This window comes from Pseudomonas atagonensis, from assembly GCF_011369485.1.
Lineage (GTDB): Bacteria > Pseudomonadota > Gammaproteobacteria > Pseudomonadales > Pseudomonadaceae > Aquipseudomonas > Aquipseudomonas atagonensis.
The window spans coordinates 237,700-256,991 of sequence record NZ_VXCA01000004.1 but is presented as its reverse complement, the minus strand read 5'-3'; the positions used below and the strand labels follow the sequence as shown (position 1 = coordinate 256,991).

The 19,292-nt window shown below is 61.6% G+C and carries 17 protein-coding genes; 10 read left to right on the top strand and 7 right to left on the bottom strand.

The features are described from left to right. Positions 1 to 490: 490 nt before the first annotated feature. From F2P67_RS03995 to F2P67_RS03950, 10 genes are all read left to right on the top strand, one after another. Positions 491 to 844, top strand: coding sequence for a hypothetical protein (locus tag F2P67_RS03995; RefSeq protein ID WP_158833251.1), 354 nt, complete (start codon positions 491 to 493; stop codon positions 842 to 844). Between the two features lie 270 nt (positions 845 to 1,114). Then, positions 1,115 to 2,074 carry an AAA family ATPase gene (locus F2P67_RS03990; protein WP_007913915.1) on the top strand — a complete coding sequence of 320 codons (960 nt, stop codon included), beginning with the start codon at positions 1,115 to 1,117 and terminating at the stop codon, positions 2,072 to 2,074. Between the two features lie 5 nt (positions 2,075 to 2,079). Beyond that, positions 2,080 to 3,024 (top strand): DUF58 domain-containing protein, encoded by a 945-nt coding sequence (locus tag F2P67_RS03985; protein ID WP_166217583.1) that lies wholly within the window; start codon positions 2,080 to 2,082, stop codon positions 3,022 to 3,024. Beyond that, entirely contained in the window at positions 3,021 to 3,518 is a 498-nt protein-coding gene (locus tag F2P67_RS03980) for a DUF4381 domain-containing protein (protein WP_166217581.1), read from the top strand. The genes F2P67_RS03985 and F2P67_RS03980 overlap by 4 nt, the downstream gene beginning before the upstream one ends. Next, the gene (locus F2P67_RS03975; protein WP_166217578.1) at positions 3,511 to 4,590 is read left to right on the top strand and encodes a vWA domain-containing protein; all 1,080 of its coding nucleotides are present in this window, start codon (positions 3,511 to 3,513) and stop codon (positions 4,588 to 4,590) included. The genes F2P67_RS03980 and F2P67_RS03975 overlap by 8 nt, the downstream gene beginning before the upstream one ends. Continuing rightward, positions 4,587 to 6,323 carry a tetratricopeptide repeat protein gene (locus F2P67_RS03970; RefSeq protein ID WP_166217575.1) on the top strand — a complete coding sequence of 579 codons (1,737 nt, stop codon included), beginning with the start codon at positions 4,587 to 4,589 and terminating at the stop codon, positions 6,321 to 6,323. The genes F2P67_RS03975 and F2P67_RS03970 overlap by 4 nt, the downstream gene beginning before the upstream one ends. Then, entirely contained in the window at positions 6,320 to 7,957 is a 1,638-nt protein-coding gene (locus F2P67_RS03965) for a BatD family protein (RefSeq protein ID WP_166217573.1), read from the top strand. Before F2P67_RS03970 ends, F2P67_RS03965 begins: the two co-directional genes overlap by 4 nt. Before the next feature lie 270 nt (positions 7,958 to 8,227). Beyond that, a complete protein-coding gene (locus tag F2P67_RS03960; protein ID WP_166217570.1) occupies positions 8,228 to 9,472 on the top strand; it encodes an exonuclease SbcCD subunit D C-terminal domain-containing protein in 1,245 nt (414 codons plus the stop codon). Beyond that, positions 9,469 to 13,110 (top strand): AAA family ATPase, encoded by a 3,642-nt coding sequence (locus F2P67_RS03955; protein WP_166217567.1) that lies wholly within the window; start codon positions 9,469 to 9,471, stop codon positions 13,108 to 13,110. The genes F2P67_RS03960 and F2P67_RS03955 overlap by 4 nt, the downstream gene beginning before the upstream one ends. Next, the gene (locus F2P67_RS03950) at positions 13,107 to 13,691 is read left to right on the top strand and encodes a glutathione S-transferase (RefSeq protein ID WP_166217564.1); all 585 of its coding nucleotides are present in this window, start codon (positions 13,107 to 13,109) and stop codon (positions 13,689 to 13,691) included. Before F2P67_RS03955 ends, F2P67_RS03950 begins: the two co-directional genes overlap by 4 nt. Before the next feature lie 191 nt (positions 13,692 to 13,882). Here the strand turns inward: F2P67_RS03950 and F2P67_RS03945 are convergent, their stop codons facing one another. The 7 genes from F2P67_RS03945 to araD1 all read right to left on the bottom strand — a co-directional run bounded on the left by F2P67_RS03945 (position 13,883) and on the right by araD1 (position 19,157). Then, positions 13,883 to 14,140 carry a hypothetical protein gene (locus F2P67_RS03945; RefSeq protein WP_166217561.1) on the bottom strand — a complete coding sequence of 86 codons (258 nt, stop codon included), beginning with the start codon at positions 14,138 to 14,140 and terminating at the stop codon, positions 13,883 to 13,885. After that, a complete protein-coding gene (locus F2P67_RS03940) occupies positions 14,137 to 14,349 on the bottom strand; it encodes a hypothetical protein (protein WP_166217559.1) in 213 nt (70 codons plus the stop codon). The genes F2P67_RS03945 and F2P67_RS03940 overlap by 4 nt, the downstream gene beginning before the upstream one ends. Before the next feature lie 251 nt (positions 14,350 to 14,600). Then, on the bottom strand, positions 14,601 to 14,780 hold the full coding sequence (locus F2P67_RS03935; protein WP_108226762.1) for a hypothetical protein: 180 nt from the start codon (positions 14,778 to 14,780) through the stop codon (positions 14,601 to 14,603). A gap of 156 nt (positions 14,781 to 14,936) precedes the next feature. Continuing rightward, positions 14,937 to 16,112, bottom strand: coding sequence for a lactonase family protein (locus tag F2P67_RS03930; RefSeq protein WP_166217556.1), 1,176 nt, complete (start codon positions 16,110 to 16,112; stop codon positions 14,937 to 14,939). Beyond that, entirely contained in the window at positions 16,099 to 16,410 is a 312-nt protein-coding gene (locus tag F2P67_RS03925; protein ID WP_166217553.1) for a DUF5629 family protein, read from the bottom strand. The genes F2P67_RS03930 and F2P67_RS03925 overlap by 14 nt, the downstream gene beginning before the upstream one ends. 164 nt (positions 16,411 to 16,574) lie before the next feature. After that, positions 16,575 to 18,155: an aldehyde dehydrogenase (NADP(+)) gene (locus tag F2P67_RS03920; protein WP_166217550.1), complete on the bottom strand. Its 1,581-nt coding sequence runs from the start codon at positions 18,153 to 18,155 to the stop codon at positions 16,575 to 16,577. Positions 18,156 to 18,164: 9 nt separating this feature from the next. Further along, the gene (araD1, locus tag F2P67_RS03915; protein WP_166217547.1) at positions 18,165 to 19,157 is read right to left on the bottom strand and encodes an AraD1 family protein; all 993 of its coding nucleotides are present in this window, start codon (positions 19,155 to 19,157) and stop codon (positions 18,165 to 18,167) included. Between the last annotated feature and the right edge of the window lie 135 nt (positions 19,158 to 19,292).

Sequence of the window (19,292 nt, the reverse complement as noted above, 5' to 3'; positions counted from 1 at the left end):
TTAAGCTTGTTATTGATGGAAAGCGTCGCGTGCAACACCCCTTTCGGGGCTCAAGTCACCCTGTTCCTGAATCTCGGGCAGAGGAAACAGGGGGACAGGTGGGTGAAGCTGGACGGGACACTCAGGTCACATTCACCTTCCATTGAATGGGCATCTGCAAAAACGACTGACGGGGCTGCCGACAATGCCTTTACGGGTGCTCATCCGTTGCGCAGCTTAATGGGTGCGACAATGTGTCTGCTTGCGGTGCTGCGACATATTCGGTCATTGGCACGTAAACAAAGGTTTCAGCACCCGTAAACACTAGCAGCCGTGGAGGAAAACGCTGGTCTGAATGCCCGGTTTTACGGTACATGCGTGCCAGAAATGACCATTGACCTGTGTCGCGTTCACGACACATCCTCTGACACTCTCACATGCAGAAATTCCCGAGGGCTGGCAGAATCGCGCCCAATTGCGACCAACACGCCGTTCGAGGCAGGAATTCCCCATGCAAATGACCACCGCCCTACTGATCGTGAACCCGTGCGATGACGAAGAAGACAACATGGCCATGCTCTGCTGCCACAGCGACAAGGGCGACATGTTTCTGATGAGCCGCTACCCGGACGAGGATGAGCTGGAGATCACTCTGGATGGCGAGCCTTCGACGCTGGATGGCGTGAAGGTCACCCTGACCTCGACTCTTCTGAAGATCGAGATTGCTGCGGCGGATGCCGATGCGTTGAACGGGGATGACGTACTGGAGATCAGCTTCAACCCGGACATGGTTGATTTGGATGAGGTTGTCGAGACCCTGAAGAACATCCTGGACGGCACTGGCACCTTCATTAACGAAGTTTGATGCCGGACGGGCTGGCCCTATCGTGAGCAGGCTCACTCCTACAGGTCGGTGTACGACGATCCATTGTAGGAGTGAGCCTGTTCGCGATAGCGCCGGAACAGCCACCCCCAACACTCCCCTGCTACAAAAATCCAACAAATCCCCCGGTCATTTCCCACACTTTGCGCAAAATGCCGTTAGTCGCCACCCCCTGCGATGGATTAAAGTAACGCCCCCAGCCCCGGCGTTATCCGAACGCCGGTGGCCACCCCTTTCCAGGAACAGTCATCGATGGAACATCGTGAAGCGCTGCTGGCGCTGCGAACCTTTCTTTCAACGCAGATTCTCGGCCAGGAAAAACTCATCGAGCGGTTGCTCATCGCCCTGCTCGCCGACGGCCACATGCTGGTCGAGGGCGCTCCGGGTCTGGCCAAGACCAAAGCGATCAAAGAACTCGCCGAGGGCATTGAAGCCCAGTTCCATCGTATTCAGTTCACCCCGGACCTGCTGCCTGCCGACATCACCGGCACCGAGATCTACCGCCCGGAAACCGGCAGCTTCGTGTTCCAGCAAGGCCCGATCTTCCACAATCTGGTGCTGGCGGACGAAATCAACCGCGCCCCGGCCAAGGTTCAGTCAGCCTTGCTCGAAGCGATGGCCGAGCGCCAGGTCAGTGTCGGCCGCAGCACCTACGAGCTGTCGCCGCTGTTTCTGGTGATGGCCACGCAGAACCCGATCGAGCAGGAAGGCACCTACCCGCTGCCGGAAGCCCAGCTCGACCGTTTCCTGATGCACGTCAAGATCGGCTTCCCCGACGCCGCCGTTGAACGGCGCATTCTCCAGCAGGCCCGTGGCGAAGCGCTGAACGGCGAGACCAAGCCCGAGCGTCGCGTCAGCCAGCAGGCGATCTTCGCCGCGCGCAAGGAAATCCTCGGTCTGTACATGGCCGATGCCGTGGAGGAATACCTGGTGCAACTGGTCATGGCCACGCGCAACCCGGCCAAGTTCGACCCGGAAATGGCCGAATGGATTGCCTACGGTGCCAGCCCGCGCGGTTCCATCGCCCTCGACCGCTGCGCCCGCGCCCACGCCTGGCTGGCCGGTCGCGACTTCGTCAGCCCGGAAGACATTCAGGCGGTGCTGTTCGACGTGTTGCGTCACCGCATCATTCTGTCGTTCGAAGCCGAGGCCGCCGGCATCGATCAGGATCGGGTGGTGCAGCGGATTCTCGACGTCGTAGCCGTCGCTTGACCCCCATGAACGCCGCCCTGCCCTCCGAACCCGGTATCCGCGTCAGCCTCGCCGAGCTGATCGAGATGCGTCACCGCGTGCGCGAGGTGCAACTGTTTTCCACGCCGAGCCAGCGCAGCCCGTTGATCGGTCTGCACCACTCCAAGTTTCGTGGTCGTGGCGTCGACTTCGATCAGGTGCGGGTCTATCAGGCCGGCGACGACGTGCGCACCATCGACTGGCGCGTGACTGCGCGGACGCAGGAGCCGCACACCAAGCTGTTCCATGAAGAACGCGAACGGCCGATTTTCATCATGGTCGAGCAAAGCACGCGGCTGTTTTTCGGCTCCGGGCTGATGTTCAAATCGGTGCTGGCGGCGCAAGCGGCAGCGTTGATCGGCTGGGCCGCGCTCGGTCACAACGACCGTGTCGGCGGGCTGGTATTCGGTGATAACGAGCACTATGAAATCAAACCACGGCGCAGCAAACAGAGCCTGCTGCAATTGCTCAACCGTCTGGTGAAGGTCAATCAGTCGCTGCACAGCGAACGTGAACCGGATCGCGATGCGTTCGGCGTGGCCCTGCGCCGCGCCCGCGAAGTGCTGCGCCCGGGCAGTCTGGTGATCGTGATTTGCGATGAGCGCGCGCTGTCCGACAGCGCCGAACAACAGTTGAGTCTGCTGTCGCGTCATTGCGACCTGCTGATGCTGCCGCTGTCCGATCCGCTCGATCACGCCCTGCCCGCCGCCGGGCTGCTGAGATTCGCCGAGCGTGGCGCACAGCTCGAACTCGACACGCTGAACTTCGAACTGCGCCAGACCTATCGCGCCCAGGCCGAAGCGCGCATAGCCCGCTGGGAACTGCTCGCGCAGAAGTTGCGGGTGTTGCTGATGCCGTTGAGCACGCAAAGTGAAATGGTCGAGCAGATGCGCGAGTTTCTTAACCCACAGCGTCCGGGGAAAGGTCGATGAACGGCCTTGAACAACTGCAACCACTGATTTCCCCGCCACCGATTGCCTTCTGGCCACCGGCGCCGGGTTGGTGGCTGCTGCTTTTGTTGTTGCCGCTGCTGGGCTTCGTCGCGTGGCGCCTGCGTCGTTTCATTCCGATCAAAAAGCGCCCGATCGTGCGTGCCGAACAGCCGCTTGACCCGGTGCGCATTGCCGCACTGGCCGAGCTGGCACAGATGCCCAAACCTTATGACGGCGCCCCGGCCGGGGCCTGGCTGCAACAACTCAACGGTCTGCTCAAGCGCCTGTGCCGCAACCATTACCCCTACAGCCAGAGCCACACGCTCAATGGCCGCAAATGGCTGGCGTTTCTCGACAACCGTTGCCCGGCGGCCGGCCTGACGCGCTGGATGGTACTGGTCGAGGGCGCCTACAAACCGGAATGCAAACTCGACGACAAAGCCATCGCCGGCCTGACCCAAGCGGTCGAAACATGGATTCGCAAACATGTTTGAGTTCGCCTGGCCGTGGATCTTTGCCCTGCTGCCACTGCCGTGGCTGATGCGCCTCGTGCTGCCCGTGGCGGACAGCGGCGAGCCGGCGCTCAAGGTCAGTTTTCTGGCTGATCTGGAAGGCCTCGCCCGCCGCCGCGCCCGCGCCAACCTGCCGGCGTGGCGCCAGCAGGCACCGTTCATGCTGCTGTGGCTGTTGCTGCTGATCGCCGCCGCCCGCCCACAGTGGCTCGGCGAACCGCTGCCGATTGCCGCCAGTGGCCGTGATTTGTTGGTCGCGGTGGACGTGTCCGGCTCGATGGACTTTCCCGACATGCAATGGCAGGACGAAGACGTCAGCCGTTTGAGTCTGGTGCAGCACTTGCTCGGCGACTTCCTCGAAAGCCGCGACGGCGACCGGGTCGGCTTGATCCTGTTCGGCAGCCAGGCTTATCTGCAGGCGCCGTTGACCTTCGACCGCCACACCGTGCGCGTCTGGCTCGACGAAGCGCGAATCGGCATCGCTGGCAAAAACACCGCCATCGGCGACGCCATCGGTCTGGCCCTGAAGCGCCTGCGCATGCGTCCGGCGCAAAGCCGCGTGCTGATTCTGGTGACGGACGGCGCGAACAATGGCGGTGAAATCGATCCGCTGACCGCGGCAAAACTCGCCGCCAGTGAAGGCGTGAGGATTTACCCGATCGGCATCGGCGCCAACCCCGAGGACAGCGGCTCGACCGGTCTGCTTGGGGTCAACCCGAGTCTGGATCTGGACGAGCCGGCGCTCAAGGCGATTGCCGAAGCCACCGGCGGCCAGTATTTCCGCGCCCACGACGGCAAAGAGCTGCAAGCGATCAAGGACACCCTCGACCAACTCGAACCGGTGACCCAGCAACCGACCCAGGCCCGCCCGGCGCAAGCCTTGTATCAGTGGCCGCTGGCGCTGGCCTTGTGGCTGAGTCTGTTGCTGGTGGCGCGTGAATTGTGGCCCGACAACCCGCTGCAACGCCTGTTTACCAAGGAGCTGTATCTGCAAAGTCCGTTGCCTGACTGGCGTGAACGCCTCAAGCGTCTGCGTCTGCGGAGGCGCCGATGATTGCGCTCTGGCCGCACTGGTTCCGCCCGTGGTGGCTGCTGTTGCTGCCGCTGCTCGGCTGGCTGCTCTGGCAACTCTGGCACCGACAAAAACGCGCCGGGCGCTGGCAGATGATTCTGCCGCCGGCCTTCCATTCGACGTTGCTCAGCGGCGGCAGTGGTCGCGACAGCAAATTGCCGTGGATTGCCCTCGGCGGTGCGTGGCTGCTGACGGTGCTGGCGCTGCTTGGGCCGAGTTGGGAGCGCGTCGAACAGACCAGCCAGAAACCCGCCGACCCGTTGGTCGTGGTACTCGAACTGACCCCGGAAATGCTCGCCACCGACTCGCCGCCGACGCGACTGGAACAGGCGCGGCGCAAGCTGTTCGATCTGTTGCAGGCACGCAGCGATGCGCAGACCGCCATCGTCGTTTACGCCGGCAGCGCGCACACGCTGGTGCCGCTGTCGGATGATCTGGCGACCAGTCGCAATCTGCTCAATGCGCTCAAGCCGTCGTTGATGCCCGAGGCCGGCCATCGCGCCGACCTCGGCGTCAGTAAAGCCCTTGCCCTTCTGAAACAGGGTGCGTTGGGTCAGGGGCGGATTCTGCTGATCGGCTCTTCATTGTCTGAAGAAGAGCGCCAGGGCATTCGGCGTGCCTTGAGCGGGCAGTCGGCGCAACTGTTGATGCTCGGGATCGGCACCGCTGAAGGCGCGCCGATTGCGCAAGAAGACGGCAGCTTCCTCAAGGACGAACAAGGCGCAATCCGCGTGCCACAGCTCGACAGCGCCGGCCTCAACGCGTTTCTCAACGCGGTCGGTGGCGAATACCGCAGTGCACATCTGGACGAATCCGACCTCGGCGCACTCGGTTTGCTCGACGGCCCGCGCAGTCTGCGCGACGACGGCCAGACCGTGCGCCTCGACACTTGGGCCGATCAGGGTTACTGGCTGTTGCTGCCGCTGTTGCTGCTCGCCGCTTGCGCCGGTCGGCGTGGCTGGTTGTTCTGCCTGCCGTTGCTGTTCTGCCTGCCGCAGCCCAGCTACGCTTTTGACTTCGAAGACCTCTGGCTGCGCCCCGATCAACAAGGCCTGCACCTGCTCAAACAGAAGCGCCCGGCCGAAGCCGCGCAACATTTCGACGATCACCAGTGGCAAGGGGTGGCGTTGTACGAGGCCGGCGACTACAGTGGCGCCGCCCAGCGCTTCGCCGAAGGCAGCGACGCCCGCGCCCACTACAATCGTGGCAACGCACTGGCGAAAAGCGGCGAGCTGGACGCAGCGATCGACGCCTACGAACAGGCGCTGGAACTGCAACCGGATCTGCGTCCGGCGCAGACCAACAAGGCCTTGGTGGAAAACCTGCTGAAGCAGAAAAACATGCCAGCGCCCGCTGAACCGGAAAGCAAACCGACAGAGCAGACCCTGCCGGGCGATGAACCACCGCCAGCAACGGCGCCTCCTCCAGCGGTGAAAAGTGAAACCCCGAGCGAGGCACACCCCGCCGAGTCGGCCAGCGAGCCGCCGCCGACCACCCCGCCGCAACCTGGCCCCAACGAGGTGCCGGGCAGCGTTGAGGAAGAACAGACGGACACGGTGCCGACGCTGCGCCCGAGCGAGGACAACCTCGAAGGCGAGCAGCGTCAGGCCCTGGAACAGTGGCTGGGCAAAATCCCGGATGATCCGGGCGAACTGCTGCGACGCAAATTCTGGTACGAACAGCAACAACATCAGGATCAGGAAAACACTCGATGACCCGCTTTACCGCGCTCTTGCTACCCCTGCTGATCTGCACGGCCACCGCTCAGGCGGCCGAGTTGATCGCCAGTGTGGATCGCAGTCGCCTGAACTCCGGCGAAACGGTCGAGCTAACCCTCGAATCCAACGATGTCACCCAGTTCGGCAAACCGGATCTGACTCCGCTGGAGCCGCTGTTCGAAGTGCGCGGCACGCGCCAGGTCAACCAGCTCAATACCCTCAACGACGAAAACCGCGCCACCACGCGCTGGATCATCACCTTGCTGCCCAGACAGAACGGCAGCGTGGTAATTCCATCGCTGCAACTGGGTGAGGTGCAGAGCCAGCCGATCACCGTGCAGGTGGTGGAAAGCGACACCCGCGAAGACAAGCAATCGGGCGAGCCGGTGTTTATCGAGGCCAGCCTCGACCAGAGCAGCGTCTACGTGCAGGCGCAGGTGATCCTGACCCTGCGCATTTACCATTCGGTGTCGCTGTACGACGACAGCAGCCTGACGCCGCCGCAAATCGCCGACTCGCGTATCGAACAGCTCGGCGACATGCGCACCTATGAGAAAGACATCAACGGTGTGCGCCATGGCGTGATCGAAATGCGCTATGCCATCTACCCGCAGCACAGCGGCTTGTTGACCATTGCGCCGCAAACGTTCAGCGCCACACTAGTCGACACGCAACCCGCTCAGGATGCAACGGCGCAAGGCCCGAAACCCGGCAAGCTGCTGCGCGTCAGCTCCAGCGAAATTGCGCTGACGGTCAAACCCAAACCGCTGACCTATCCCGCCGATGCGCCGTGGTTACCCGCGCGCAGCCTGAGCCTGAGCGAGAGCTGGAACCCGGAGCCGGAACACACTCAGGTCGGCGACTCGTTGACCCGCAGCCTCACCCTCAAAGTCGAAGGTCTGGCCAGCTCGCAACTGCCGACACTGCCGGCCACCGAAGTGAACGGCCTGCGTCGCTACCCGGATCAACCGGTACTGACCAATCAGAGCAGCGAACGAGGCTTGATCGGCAGCCGTGAAGAGCGCGAGGCACTGGTGCCCAGCCGCAGCGGCGCCATCGAATTACCGACGGTCGATGTGGTCTGGTGGAATACCTTCGAAGACCATCTGGAACACAGCAGCCTGCCCGCGCGCACCCTGCAAGTGGCGAACAACCCGAGCCTGCAAGTCGACACCCCGGCCGGCAGCCTGCAACCGGGCATCGTCGATAACGACACGCTGTGGTGGTGGAAACTCAGCACACTGATTCTGGCCTGCACCACCCTGCTCGGCTTCGGCCTGTGGTGGCGCGCACGCTGGCAACCGGCGATCCATCGCGCCGCACAAACCGGCCCGAGCCCGCGCACCTTGATGGACGACATCAAACGCGCAAGCCAGGCGAATGACCCGCAAGCGACGCGGCAGGCACTGGATGCATGGGCGCGTCAGCAGCCGGAAACGCTGGCGGATATGGCGGCGCGGTTTGTGCCGTTGTCGGATGCGCTGGATGGTTTGAATGGTGCGCTGTACAGCGAGACGGGGCAGCATTGGCAAGGTGAGGATTTGTGGCGGGCAATCCGCACCATTCCAGCGGCGGAACGAGTGCAGGATCCGGTCGGCGACAGTGGATTGCCACCGCTTTATCCCAAATAACCACTTTCTCAAGAATGTAGGTCCCCCCTTGTGGCGAGGGGATTTATCCCCGTTCGGCTGCGCAGCAGTCGTAAAATCAGACCATTCGTTGTGTCAGGCATATTTGAATTGCAGGATTTGAGGCTGCTTCGCAGCGCTACGGGGACAAATCCCCTCGCCACAGGAGCCGGTGCGAAAACTGCCCGCCGCAATAATCTGTAAACTCTCCCCTCTTTCGCCGCCCTTCATTTCCACGCGGCCATCACCTCTTTAATTGTTGCGGAGTCCACCTTGCGTCTGTTCCACACCTCCGACTGGCACCTTGGGCAAAACCTGCACGGCCAGGAGCGCGATTTCGAGCATGCGTGCTTCCTCGAATGGCTGCTGCGCCAACTGCAACTGGCGCAGCCGGATGTGCTGCTCATCGCCGGGGACATCTTCGACACGGTCAATCCGCCGGTCAAAGCTCAGGAGCGCCTTTACGACTTCATCGTCAGCGCTCACGAACAGCAGCCGTTGCTGACCATCGTCATGATCGCCGGCAACCACGATTCCGGTTCACGGATCGAACTGCCGGCGCCGTTGATGCGCCGTTTGCGCACCCACGCACTGGGTCGGGTGTTGTGGCTGGATGATGGTCAACTCGATGCCGAACGTCTGTTGTTGCCGTTGCCGGACGCGTCGGGCGAAATCGCTGCGTGGTGTCTGGCGCTGCCGTTTTTGCGGCCTGCCGAGGTGACTGGCGCGCATCTGGGCGACAACTATCTGCGTGGCATCGGTCAGGTTCACGAATGGCTGATCGAAGCGGCCAATGCCAAGCGCAAACCGGGTCAGGCGCTGGTCGCCATCAGCCACGCGCACATGGCCGGCGGTTCGGTGTCGGAAGACTCCGAACGCAGCCTGATCATCGGCAATGCCGAAGCCTTGCCGGCCAGCCTGTTCGGGCCGAGCATCAGCTATGTCGCGCTCGGCCATTTGCACAAACCGCAGAAGGTCAACGGTGAAGAACGCATCCGCTACAGCGGTTCGCCGATTCCGTTGTCGTTCTCGGAAATCGCTTATCAGCACCAGATTCTTGACGTCGTCCTCGACGGTGAAACGCTGGTCAGCGTCGAACCGAAACTGATCCCTCGCGCAGTCAATCTGCAACGCATGGGCCCGGCACCGCTGGCGGAAATCCTGCTGCAACTGGCGGATCTGCCGAACATCGATTTGCTCGCCGAAACCCAGCGCCAGCCATGGCTGGAGGTGCGCGTAACCCTCGACGAGCCGCAGCCGGATCTGCGCCATCAAGTCGAAAGCGCCCTGCAAGGCAAAGCCGTGCGGCTGGTGCGGATCGCCGCCGAATACGCCGGCAACCGTGGCGCTGACGGCGCCGGGGACGGCAATGCGTTGATCGAACTGGACCAACTCACGCCACAGGAATTGTTCAGTCGCGCCTGGCTCGACAACTACGGCAGCGAGGTCGATGAACAGACGTTGAAGGACTTCGCCGTGCTCCTGCAAGACGTACAAATGGAGGGCGAGCAGCCATGAAGATTCTCGCCATTCGCCTGAAAAACCTTGCCTCGCTAGCCGGCCCGTTCGAGATCGACTTCACCGCTGAACCGCTGGCCAGCGCTGGTCTGTTCGCAATCACCGGCCCCACTGGCGCCGGTAAAAGTACCTTGCTCGACGCGCTGTGTCTGGCACTGTTCGGCGCAGTACCACGCCTGAACAACACCGGCCGCGACGCCAAAGTCCCGGACGCCGACGGTGAAATCGCCACAGGCGACCCGCGTACCTTGCTGCGACGTGGCACTGGCGAAGGTTATGCGGAAGTGGATTTCGTCGGCGTCGACGGTCGTCGCTATCGAGCGCGCTGGGAAGCCAATCGTGCCCGCGAGAAGGCTGGCGGCAAGTTGCAGGCCAGTCGACAGAGCCTGCGCGACATTGATCAGGATCAACTGCTCGCGAGCCAGAAAGGCGAATACAAAACGCAACTGGAGGCCGCGCTCGGCCTGAACTTCGAACAGTTCACCCGCGCCGTGCTGCTGGCCCAGAGCGAGTTCAGTGCGTTCCTCAAGGCTGACGACAACGACCGCAGCGAGCTGCTGGAAAAACTCACCGACACGGCGTTGTATACCCGTCTAGGTCGCCGCGCCTTCGACAAGACCAAAGAAGCCCGCGAAGCGTACAAGCTGTTGCAGGATCAGGCCACCGGCGTCACCCCGTTAGCTCCCGAGGCCCGCGCCGAACTCGATGAACGCTTCAACGCCGCCCAGCAACAGTTGAAGTTGCAGCAGGCGCAGCTCAAACAGCTTGAGCAACAGCACACGTGGCTGAAAGACCTGCGCCAGTTGCAGGACTCGCAGCACGCCGCCACCGAACAGCTGCACAGCGCCCAGCAGCACTGGGAAACCCTGGCGAGCGAACGCGTGAAGCTGGCACGACTGGAGCAACTCGGCCCGCAACGCCATCAGTTCGCGCGCAAGACCGAACTCGATGCTCTTCTGACGCCGTTGGCCGCACAGATTGCCGAGCACACCCGGCAACACGTCGAATTGACGGCGCGTCAGTCGCAACTGGAACTCGACGTCGCCGCCGCACAAGTCGCCCTGAGCGAAGCCCGGCAACGGCAGACCGAGAATGCGCCGCTGTTGCGTCAGGCCTTCGAGGAGCAAAGCACCCTCGCTCGCCTGGCCAGGGAAGTCACCGCTTGCGCTGAAACCACAACCCATGCGCAACAAGCCAGCACCGAAGGCCAGAGCGCCATTCAAGCGCTGCTGGAAAAACAGACTCAGGTCGCCGAGCGTTTGCAGCGTATCGCCACCGAACTGGAGCAGAGCGCGCATCTGGCTCCGTTGAGTGACGCGTGGAACGCCTACCGCGATCGCCTGCAGCAGTTGATGCTGATCGGCAACCGGTTGAACAAGGGCCAGGCTGAACTGGCCAGCCTCGCAGAAAACGCCACGCGCTGCGCTGAAGCGTTCACCACGCAGAAGCAACAACTGGAAGTGCTGTTCAAAGAGGCTGGCGCCGAGCCGGACGCGGTCGCCGAGCAGATCGGTATCCTCGGCAATCTGCTGCAGGACAACCGTAAACAACTGCGCGCCATCGAAGACCTGTCGCGGTTGTGGGCCAGCCAACAGGATCTGGACAAGCGTGGCGCCGAGCTGCAACAACGCCAGCTCAGCGCTCAACAGGCACGTGAGCGGCTGACCCAGGACGGTGTGAAAACCAAGGCCGAACTGACCGTCGCCGAACAAACCCTCAACGTCACCCGCGAACTGCTGGAGCGTCAGCGTCTGGCACGCAGTGCCAGTGTCGAAGAATTGCGCGCGCAATTGCAGGACGATCAGCCGTGCCCGGTCTGTGGCAGTCACGAACACCCGTATCATCAGCCTGAAGCGCTGCTGCAAAGCCTCGGACGCCACGATGAAAGCGAGCAGGCCAACGCCCAGCAAGCCGTCGATCAGCTCAAGGAAAAACTCGTCGAGTTGCGCGCCGAAGTCGGTGGCGTCATTGCTCAACAGAAAGAACTGCTGCAACAGCAGGAACACCTGGCCACTCAACAGCAAGCGTTGGCACCGAACCTCGACGCGCATCCGCTGAGCGCGCAGTTATTCAATCACGACGCGGACAAGCGCGATGCCTGGCTGACCCGGCAAAACGAGCAGTTGAACCAGAGCATCACTCAGGACGAACAACGCCAGAACGCGCTGCTGACGCTGCAACAGGATGCGGCGCGCCTGACCCAGCAGTTGCGTCAGGCCGAGACGGCGCATCAGCAAGCGAATCAGCACTTGAGCAATCAGCAGCGCGAGCTGGGCAGCGACCGGCAACGCCTCGATGAAGAGTTGGCCGCGTTCGGCAACCTGTTGCCGGCAGACACCCTTGAAGCGTTGCGTCTTGAACCGGCGGCGACGTTCCTGCAACTGGACCGGCAGATCGCCGAGCGTCTGGCGCAGGTCGATCAGCAAAAGGACGAACTGGCCGAACAGCAGCAACGCCAGCAGACACTGGAAAAGGAACAGGATCGCCAGCAGACCCGCGTCGAGCAACTGCACAGTGCCGAGCAACAGTTCACCGCGCTGGCCGAGCAGCAGCAAACCTGCCTGCAACAACTCGCGCAACTGCTCGGCGAACACACTAGCGCCGAGCACTGGCAGCAACACCTCGAACAGGCTGTCGAGCAGGCGCGTAATGCCGAAACCGGCACCGCGCAGGAACTGCAGAACGTGCGCACGCAGCTTGTGCAGATCGCCGCTGAACTCAAGGCGCAACAGGAGCGTTCGCAGGCGCTGGAAAACGAAGACAAGGATCTGGCCGGTAAGATTGCCGACTGGCGCGCCCGCCATCCGGAGCTGGATGACGGAGGCCTCGAAGACCTGTTGCGCTTCGACGATGCGCAGGTCGCCGAACTGCGCCAACGCTTGCAGCAAAACGAAAAAGCCATCGAACAGGCCAGGGTGCTGCTGCAGGAACGCGATCAGCGTCTGCTCGAGCATCAAGCCCGGCACAACGGCAATCTTGACGCCGACCAGCTCGCCTGCGCCCTCGCCGACCTGCAAAGCCAGTTCAACCTCAGCGAACAGCAATGCGCCGAACTGCGCGCCGAACAGGCCGAAGACCAGCGCCGGCAAAACGCCAACCAGGCACTCGCGCAACAGATCGCCGACGCCTATGCCGAATATCAGCGCTGGGCGCGTCTGAGCGCGTTGATTGGCTCGGCCACCGGCGATACGTTCCGCAAAATCGCTCAGGCCTACAACCTCGACTTACTGGTGCACCACGCCAATGTGCAGTTGCGCCAACTGGTCAAACGCTACCGTTTGAAACGCGGCGGCAGCATGTTGGGGCTGTTGGTGATGGACACGGAAATGGGCGACGAACTGCGCTCGGTGCATTCCCTTTCTGGCGGGGAAACCTTCCTGGTGTCGTTGGCGCTTGCGCTGGGGCTGGCGTCGATGGCGTCGAGCACGCTGAAAATCGAATCGCTGTTTATCGACGAAGGCTTCGGCAGCCTCGATCCGGAGTCGCTGCAATTGGCGATGGACGCCCTCGATGGCTTGCAGGCGCAGGGCCGCAAAGTCGCGGTGATTTCCCACGTGCAGGAAATGCACGAGCGAATCCCCGTGCAGATTCAGGTGCAGCGTCAGGGCAACGGTTTGAGCACATTGGAGGTGAAATGAATACGCTGTATTCCTTCCGCCGCTGTCCGTACGCGATGCGCGCAAGGATGGCGCTGCGCTACTCGGGCGTGCCGGTGAACATTGTTGAAGTCAGCCTCAAGTCCAAACCGGCCGAGATGCTGGCGCTGTCGCCGAAAGGCACGGTGCCGGTGCTGGATGCCGGTGGCCGGGTAATCGAAGAGAGCCTGGAAATCATGCACTGGGCCTTGGCGCAGAATGATCCGCAGGGTTGGTTGCTTGACGGCGATTCACGGATTGCCGAGTTGATCGACGCGAATGACCAAGGGTTCAAAGTGCAGTTGAATCGCTACAAATATGCCGAGCGCTTTCCGGAGCAACCGATGGAGTTTTATCGGGCCGAGGGTGCGGTGTATTTGCAGCGGCTGGAAGAGCTGCTGAAGGATCGAGATTACTTGCTGGCCGATCATCCGAGCCTCGCCGATATCGCCTTGCTGCCGTTCGTTCGCCAGTTTGCGCATGTCGATCGAGATTGGTTTGCGCAGACGCCGTATGTGCGGTTGCAGGCCTGGTTGCAGCGCTTCCTCGAATCCGAGCTCTTCACCTCGATCATGCAGAAATAACCCCAACACCTATGTGGCGAGGGACTTTGTGGCGAGGGGATTTATCCCCGTTGGGTTGCGAAGCAGCCCCAAACCACATGACTCAAATATGCCTGAAACACCACATAGAAAGACTTCACGACTGCTTCGCAGCCGAACGGGGATAAATCCCCTCGCCACAAATGAGCATGTCTCAAGTGCAGTGTTCAGCCCTATGCGAGTGCATTGCACATACCCAGCGCCATGCAATCCACTTCAAACGGCCCTAGAAAATCGGCGGAGATTTTCGCCGGTGGATTCCCGGCCATCAGCCCGAGCGTATTCGCCCGTTCGATGTTGTGCGCAATGCTGTGATTAGCCTCTATGGCCCGCGCCAGACTGCCCACCGAGCCCTGCCCGATGCCCAGCAACGAAGCGCCGTTAGTCATCAACGCCAGTCCTGCAATGACCCAGAGTCTGTAGCCTTTCATGCTCCGCCGACGCCTGCGAGTTCAGCTGCGTCGACCATCGCGCCTTGTGTGCGGTGTTCGAACTGAATGCCGGGGTGAGCGACCTGGATCGGGGCGTCGACGTTGTGTTCCAGTTGCGAGGCGATGCTGACGACCAGCACCACGGCCAGGTAGAGACCGATGGCCAGGTAGGCGCCGCGTTTGGCAGAGGTGAGGATTGCGCTGGCCATGGTGTTCTCCCGTGGGCATGTTTCAGTGCCCATAGGATCAATCAGAAAAGCCGTGGTAACCACTCAGGGTTTCCCATAGTAACCATCAGCTTCATTGATTATTTAGCCGGTCTATCTCACCGTTTGAAAAGGCCTATTACCTTTGGCCGAACATGAAAAAACTGCCCAAGGCTACGATCTTTTGATTTTGCTTATGAGAAACAAGATCAAAAGATCGCAGCCTTGGGCAGTTCCAGGGAGTGACGGAAATTTCAGTGCTGGGCTTTGTGATCCAGGGCGGCGTAGAAGTTGGCGCTCTGTTGCAGGTATTTCTGGGTGTAGCTCTGAGTGTGGGATTTTTTGCTGTTGATTTCGACGTTGGCACCGGCTGGCAGTACCACGGTGGCGGAGATAGCAGATGCGGCGATAACGGAGAAGAGATTGAAGTTCATGGCGGTAACCCTCGTGTTCGGTTGGCTTGCTTGCCCGGTTGGGCCGTGAAGCAAACTTAACGCTCGAGGGTTGATCGCTTGAAATGCTTTGTAGCATTACCGGATATCAGCGCGATTAATACAAAGAGACAGGCCCCGTAAACCGGGGCCTGTGGCTTATTGCCGCACGATAAACTTGAGGTCGCTCGGGGCGTCCATCGGCAGTTTCTGCACGGTTTTGCCGAGCAGACCGGTCTTGCCATCGCGTTCGACGACGACAATTTCGTTGCTCTTCTGGTTGGCGATCAGCAGGAACTTGCCACTCGGATCGAGGCTGAACTCACGCGGGTGATCACCTTCCGCCGAACGCTTTTGCAGCTCTTTGAGCTGGCCGTTCGCAGGTTCAATGCTGAACACCACGAGTTGATTAGCGGTGCCACGGTTGCTGACGTAAAGGAATTTACCGTCCGCCGATGCATGCAGCGCGGCGCCGGCCTTGTCCGAGGCAGGCTGGCCGGCGGCCAGATCGACCAGTTGCGTCTGGGTCAGCACGCCGTCGTTGTAATCGAACACCGCGACCTGCGCACTCATTTCCATCGTCAGCCAGGCGTGTTTGCCGTCAGCGCTGAACAACAGATGACGCGGGCCGCTGCCGGCAGGCATTGCCACGGAAGCGGTTTTCGCCGGGGTCAGCGGCAAGTCCGGGTTGGCTTTCGGGTCGAATTTGTAGATAAAAACCTTGTCCGCCCCCAGGTCATTGGAGAACACGTAGCGGCCGTCCGGCGAGGAAACGGTCGAGTGCACGTGATTGGAGGCCTGGCGCTCGGGATTGACCCGGCTCGCCGGGTGGGCGCTCATTTGCACCACGGGTTTGAGTTTGCCGTCGGCACCGACCGGCAGCACCGCCAGAGTTCCGCCCGGGTCTTCCATCACTGAGTAGTTGCTGACGAACAGATGTCTGGCGTCAGCGCTGAGGCTCGAATGGGTCGGCTCGTTGCCCAGGCTTTGTACCTGATTGATCAGGCTCAGCGCGTGGGTCTTCGGATCGATTGAGTAACTGCTGACGCGACCGACCGGGTCTTTCTGGCCCGGGCCGTTTTCATTGACCACGAACAAGCGGTGCTGGTCTTTGGAAAGGGTCAGCCACGACGGGTTTTCGCTCTTGACCACTTGCAGCGGTTTGGCGGCGATCTGGCCGGTGGCGCTGTCGAAGTTCATTCGATAGATGCCTTGGCTGGTGCCAGCAGTGTAAGAGCCAACCAGCAATTGAAAGCTCTCGGCGCTGGCGCTGGAAAGGCCCATCGCACCGACGCTGCCGGCCATCAGCAGTGGCCAGAATTTACGCATTTTCATCAGTGTCGTCCTCATCGTCGCTGCTGCTGACCACATCGCCGAGGCAGACCAGACGGTGTTCGCCAACGGTTTTGGTGTCACTGGCAAAACCGATGATCAACCAGCTCTGCAAGTCTTCGTCGAAGGTCGCTGCTGCAACCTGAGCCGGCGTGAATTCCCAATGCTTGGCCGCTCGGCCATCGATGCATTCGATGTGCAGGTTGTCGTCTTCGTCGAGGGCGAATTCGAAGGCATGCAGGCCATCGATTTCGACCATGCCGCAATGTTCGAGGGCGTTGAGAAGGGTTTGGGCAGTCATGGCAATCAAGTCTTTCAGGGGGAAACCGGCAATGATAGCTCATTGTGAACGCAATCCCTGAGGGAGCTGGCTTGCTCGCGAATGCGGTGAGTCAGGCGATAAATAACTGACTGACAGAATGCATTCGCGAGCAAGACCGCTCCCACAGGAGATTTGGGGTGGATTCAAATCGCGTCGCGCGAAGGTTTGCCGTCGACCAGGCGCTGTATGCGCAGCGGATTGGCATTTTTCAGCGGCTCCGGCAGCATGCTGTCCGGGTAGTTCTGGAAGCACACCGGGCGCAGGAAACGATCAATTGCCAGAGTGCCGACCGAGGTACCGCGCGCATCGGACGTTGCCGGATACGGCCCACCGTGCACCATCGAATCGCACACCTCGACACCAGTCGGATAGCCGTTGAGCAGAATCCGCCCGACCTTCTGTTCCAGCAACGGTGTCAGTTCGGGGAAGCGTTCGAAGTCCGCCTGCTCGCCGATTATTGTCGCCGTGAGCTGGCCGTGCAACCCCAGCAACGCCGCGCTGAGCTGTGCCTTGTCCGCCACTTCGACAATCACCGTGGTCGGGCCGAACACTTCTTCCTGCAGCACTTCATCGCCATCAATCAGCAGGCTCGCTTCAGCCTTGAACAACTGCGGCTGCGCTTGATTGCCCTGCTGCGGATTACCCGCCAGATGCTCAATGCCCGGATGCGCCAGCAACTTCTGCAAGCCTTTGCCGTAACTGCCGAGGGTGCCGGCATTGAGCATGGTTTGCGCCGGTTGATCGCCGATCAGCCCGGCAACCTGCTGCACGAAGGCGCTGAACTGTGGCGAGCGGATGCCGATGACCAGACCCGGATTGGTACAGAACTGGCCGCAGCCCTGCACCACCGACGCGGTCAGGTCGCGGGCAACCGTTTCCGAACGTTCGGCGAGCGCCTGCGGCAGGATGATCACCGGGTTGATGCTCGACATCTCGGCGAACACCGGGATCGGTTGCGGACGTGCCGCCGCCATGTTGCACAGCGCTCGACCGCCCTTGAGCGAACCGGTGAAACCCACCGCCTGGATCGCCGGATGCTTGACCAGCCATTCGCCGACACCGCCGCCATAAATCATGTTGAACACGCCCGCCGGCATGGCGGTTTTTTCCGCCGCGCGAATCAGCGCGTCGGCGACCAGCTCAGCCGTGGCCATATGGCCGCTGTGCGCCTTGAACACCACCGGGCAACCGGCAGCCAGCGCTGATGCGGTGTCGCCGCCAGCAGTGGAAAATGCCAGCGGGAAGTTGCTCGCACCGAACACCGCCACCGGGCCGAGACCGATGCGGTACTGACGCAGATCGGGACGCGGCAGCGGTTGGCGATCCGGCAACGGCAGATCAATTCGCGCGCCGTAGAAATCACCGCGACGCAGCACTTTGGCGAACAGACGCATCTGCCCGCTGGTGCGGCCGCGCTCACCCTGGATACGCCCGGCCGGCAACGCCGTTTCGCGGCAGACCACGGCAACAAAGTCATCGCCGAGCGCGTCGAGTTCATCGGCAATCGCATCGAGAAACTGCGCGCGACGTTCGGCGCTGAGGCTGCGATAAGCCGGGTACGCCGCAGCGGCAGCTTTGGCGGCGGCGTCGACTTCCTGCTCTGTGGCCTGAATGAAATCGTGTGGTAGCTGCTCGCCAGTGCTGGCGTCGACGCTTTGCAGCTTGACGTTGCCGGCAGCGCTACGCTGCCCGCCGATGTAGTTGTGACCGAGAATCTGAGTCATGGGATCTCCTTAAAGGGTGCCGATGGTGTCCGGTTCAAAACTCGCTGCAACCGCAGTGATGCCATTGACCAGCGGTGCGCCGAATTCGGCCTGGCTGATCTCGAACACATCGCCCGGTTGCGTGCGGATACCGTCGGCGAACGACAGGGTCGCGGTGCCGAAGAAGTGGATGTGCACGTCGCCCGGGCGCAGGAACTGGCTGTACTTGAAGTGGTGGTATTCGAGGTTGGCGAGGCTGTGGCACATGTTCGCCTCGCCGCTGAGAAACGCGTTCTGCCACAGCACTTCGCCGTCACGCAGAATGCGGCTGCTGCCCGTAAGGTGTTGAGGCAGTTCGCCGACGCGAAGTTCCGGGCCATAACTGCAACTGCGCAATTTCGAGTGGGCCAGGTACAGGTAATTCTTGCGTTCCATGACGTGATCGGAGAACTCGTTACCGACCGCAAAGCCCAGCCGATAGGGCTTGCCGTCATGGCCGATGACGTAGAGGCCGGCCATCTCCGGCTCTTCGCCGGCGTCTTCGGCAAACGGTGGCAAAGGAAACGGTTGGCCCGGACGCACGACGATGCTGCCGTCGCCCTTGTAGAACCATTCCGGCTGCACGCCGGCCTGCCCCGCCGCCGGTTTGCCACCCTCCACGCCCCATTTGAAGATGCGCATGGTGTCGGTCATTGTCGCTTCGTCGCCGGCCTGCTGGTGCATTTTGTCCCGCGCCGAAGCGCTGCCCAAATGCGTCAGGCCGGTGCCGCTGACCAGCGTGTGCGCCGGGTCCGGGTGATCGAGCGGCGGCAGGATGCGCAGGTCTTTGAGCAGTTGCGCGTAGTCGTGGCTGATGCCCAGACCAAGAGTTTGCACTTGCTGCTCAAGGGTGCTGCCAGCCTCGATGGCGGCCAGTGCCAGATCGCGGGTGGTGCGGGCGTCTTGCACTTCACGCACCAGACCGTCCTCGACCACGCCGACACGGCGTTCTCCGTTACTTAATTCGAATTGAACCAGATGCATGAATCTTCTCCTTTAAACCAATCTTGAGTTCGGCGCCGTCCCATTGTGGGAGCGGGCTTGCTCGCGAAAGCGGTGGATCAGTCACCATCACTGTTGAATGACGCATCGCCTTCGCGAGCAAGCCCCTCCCACAGG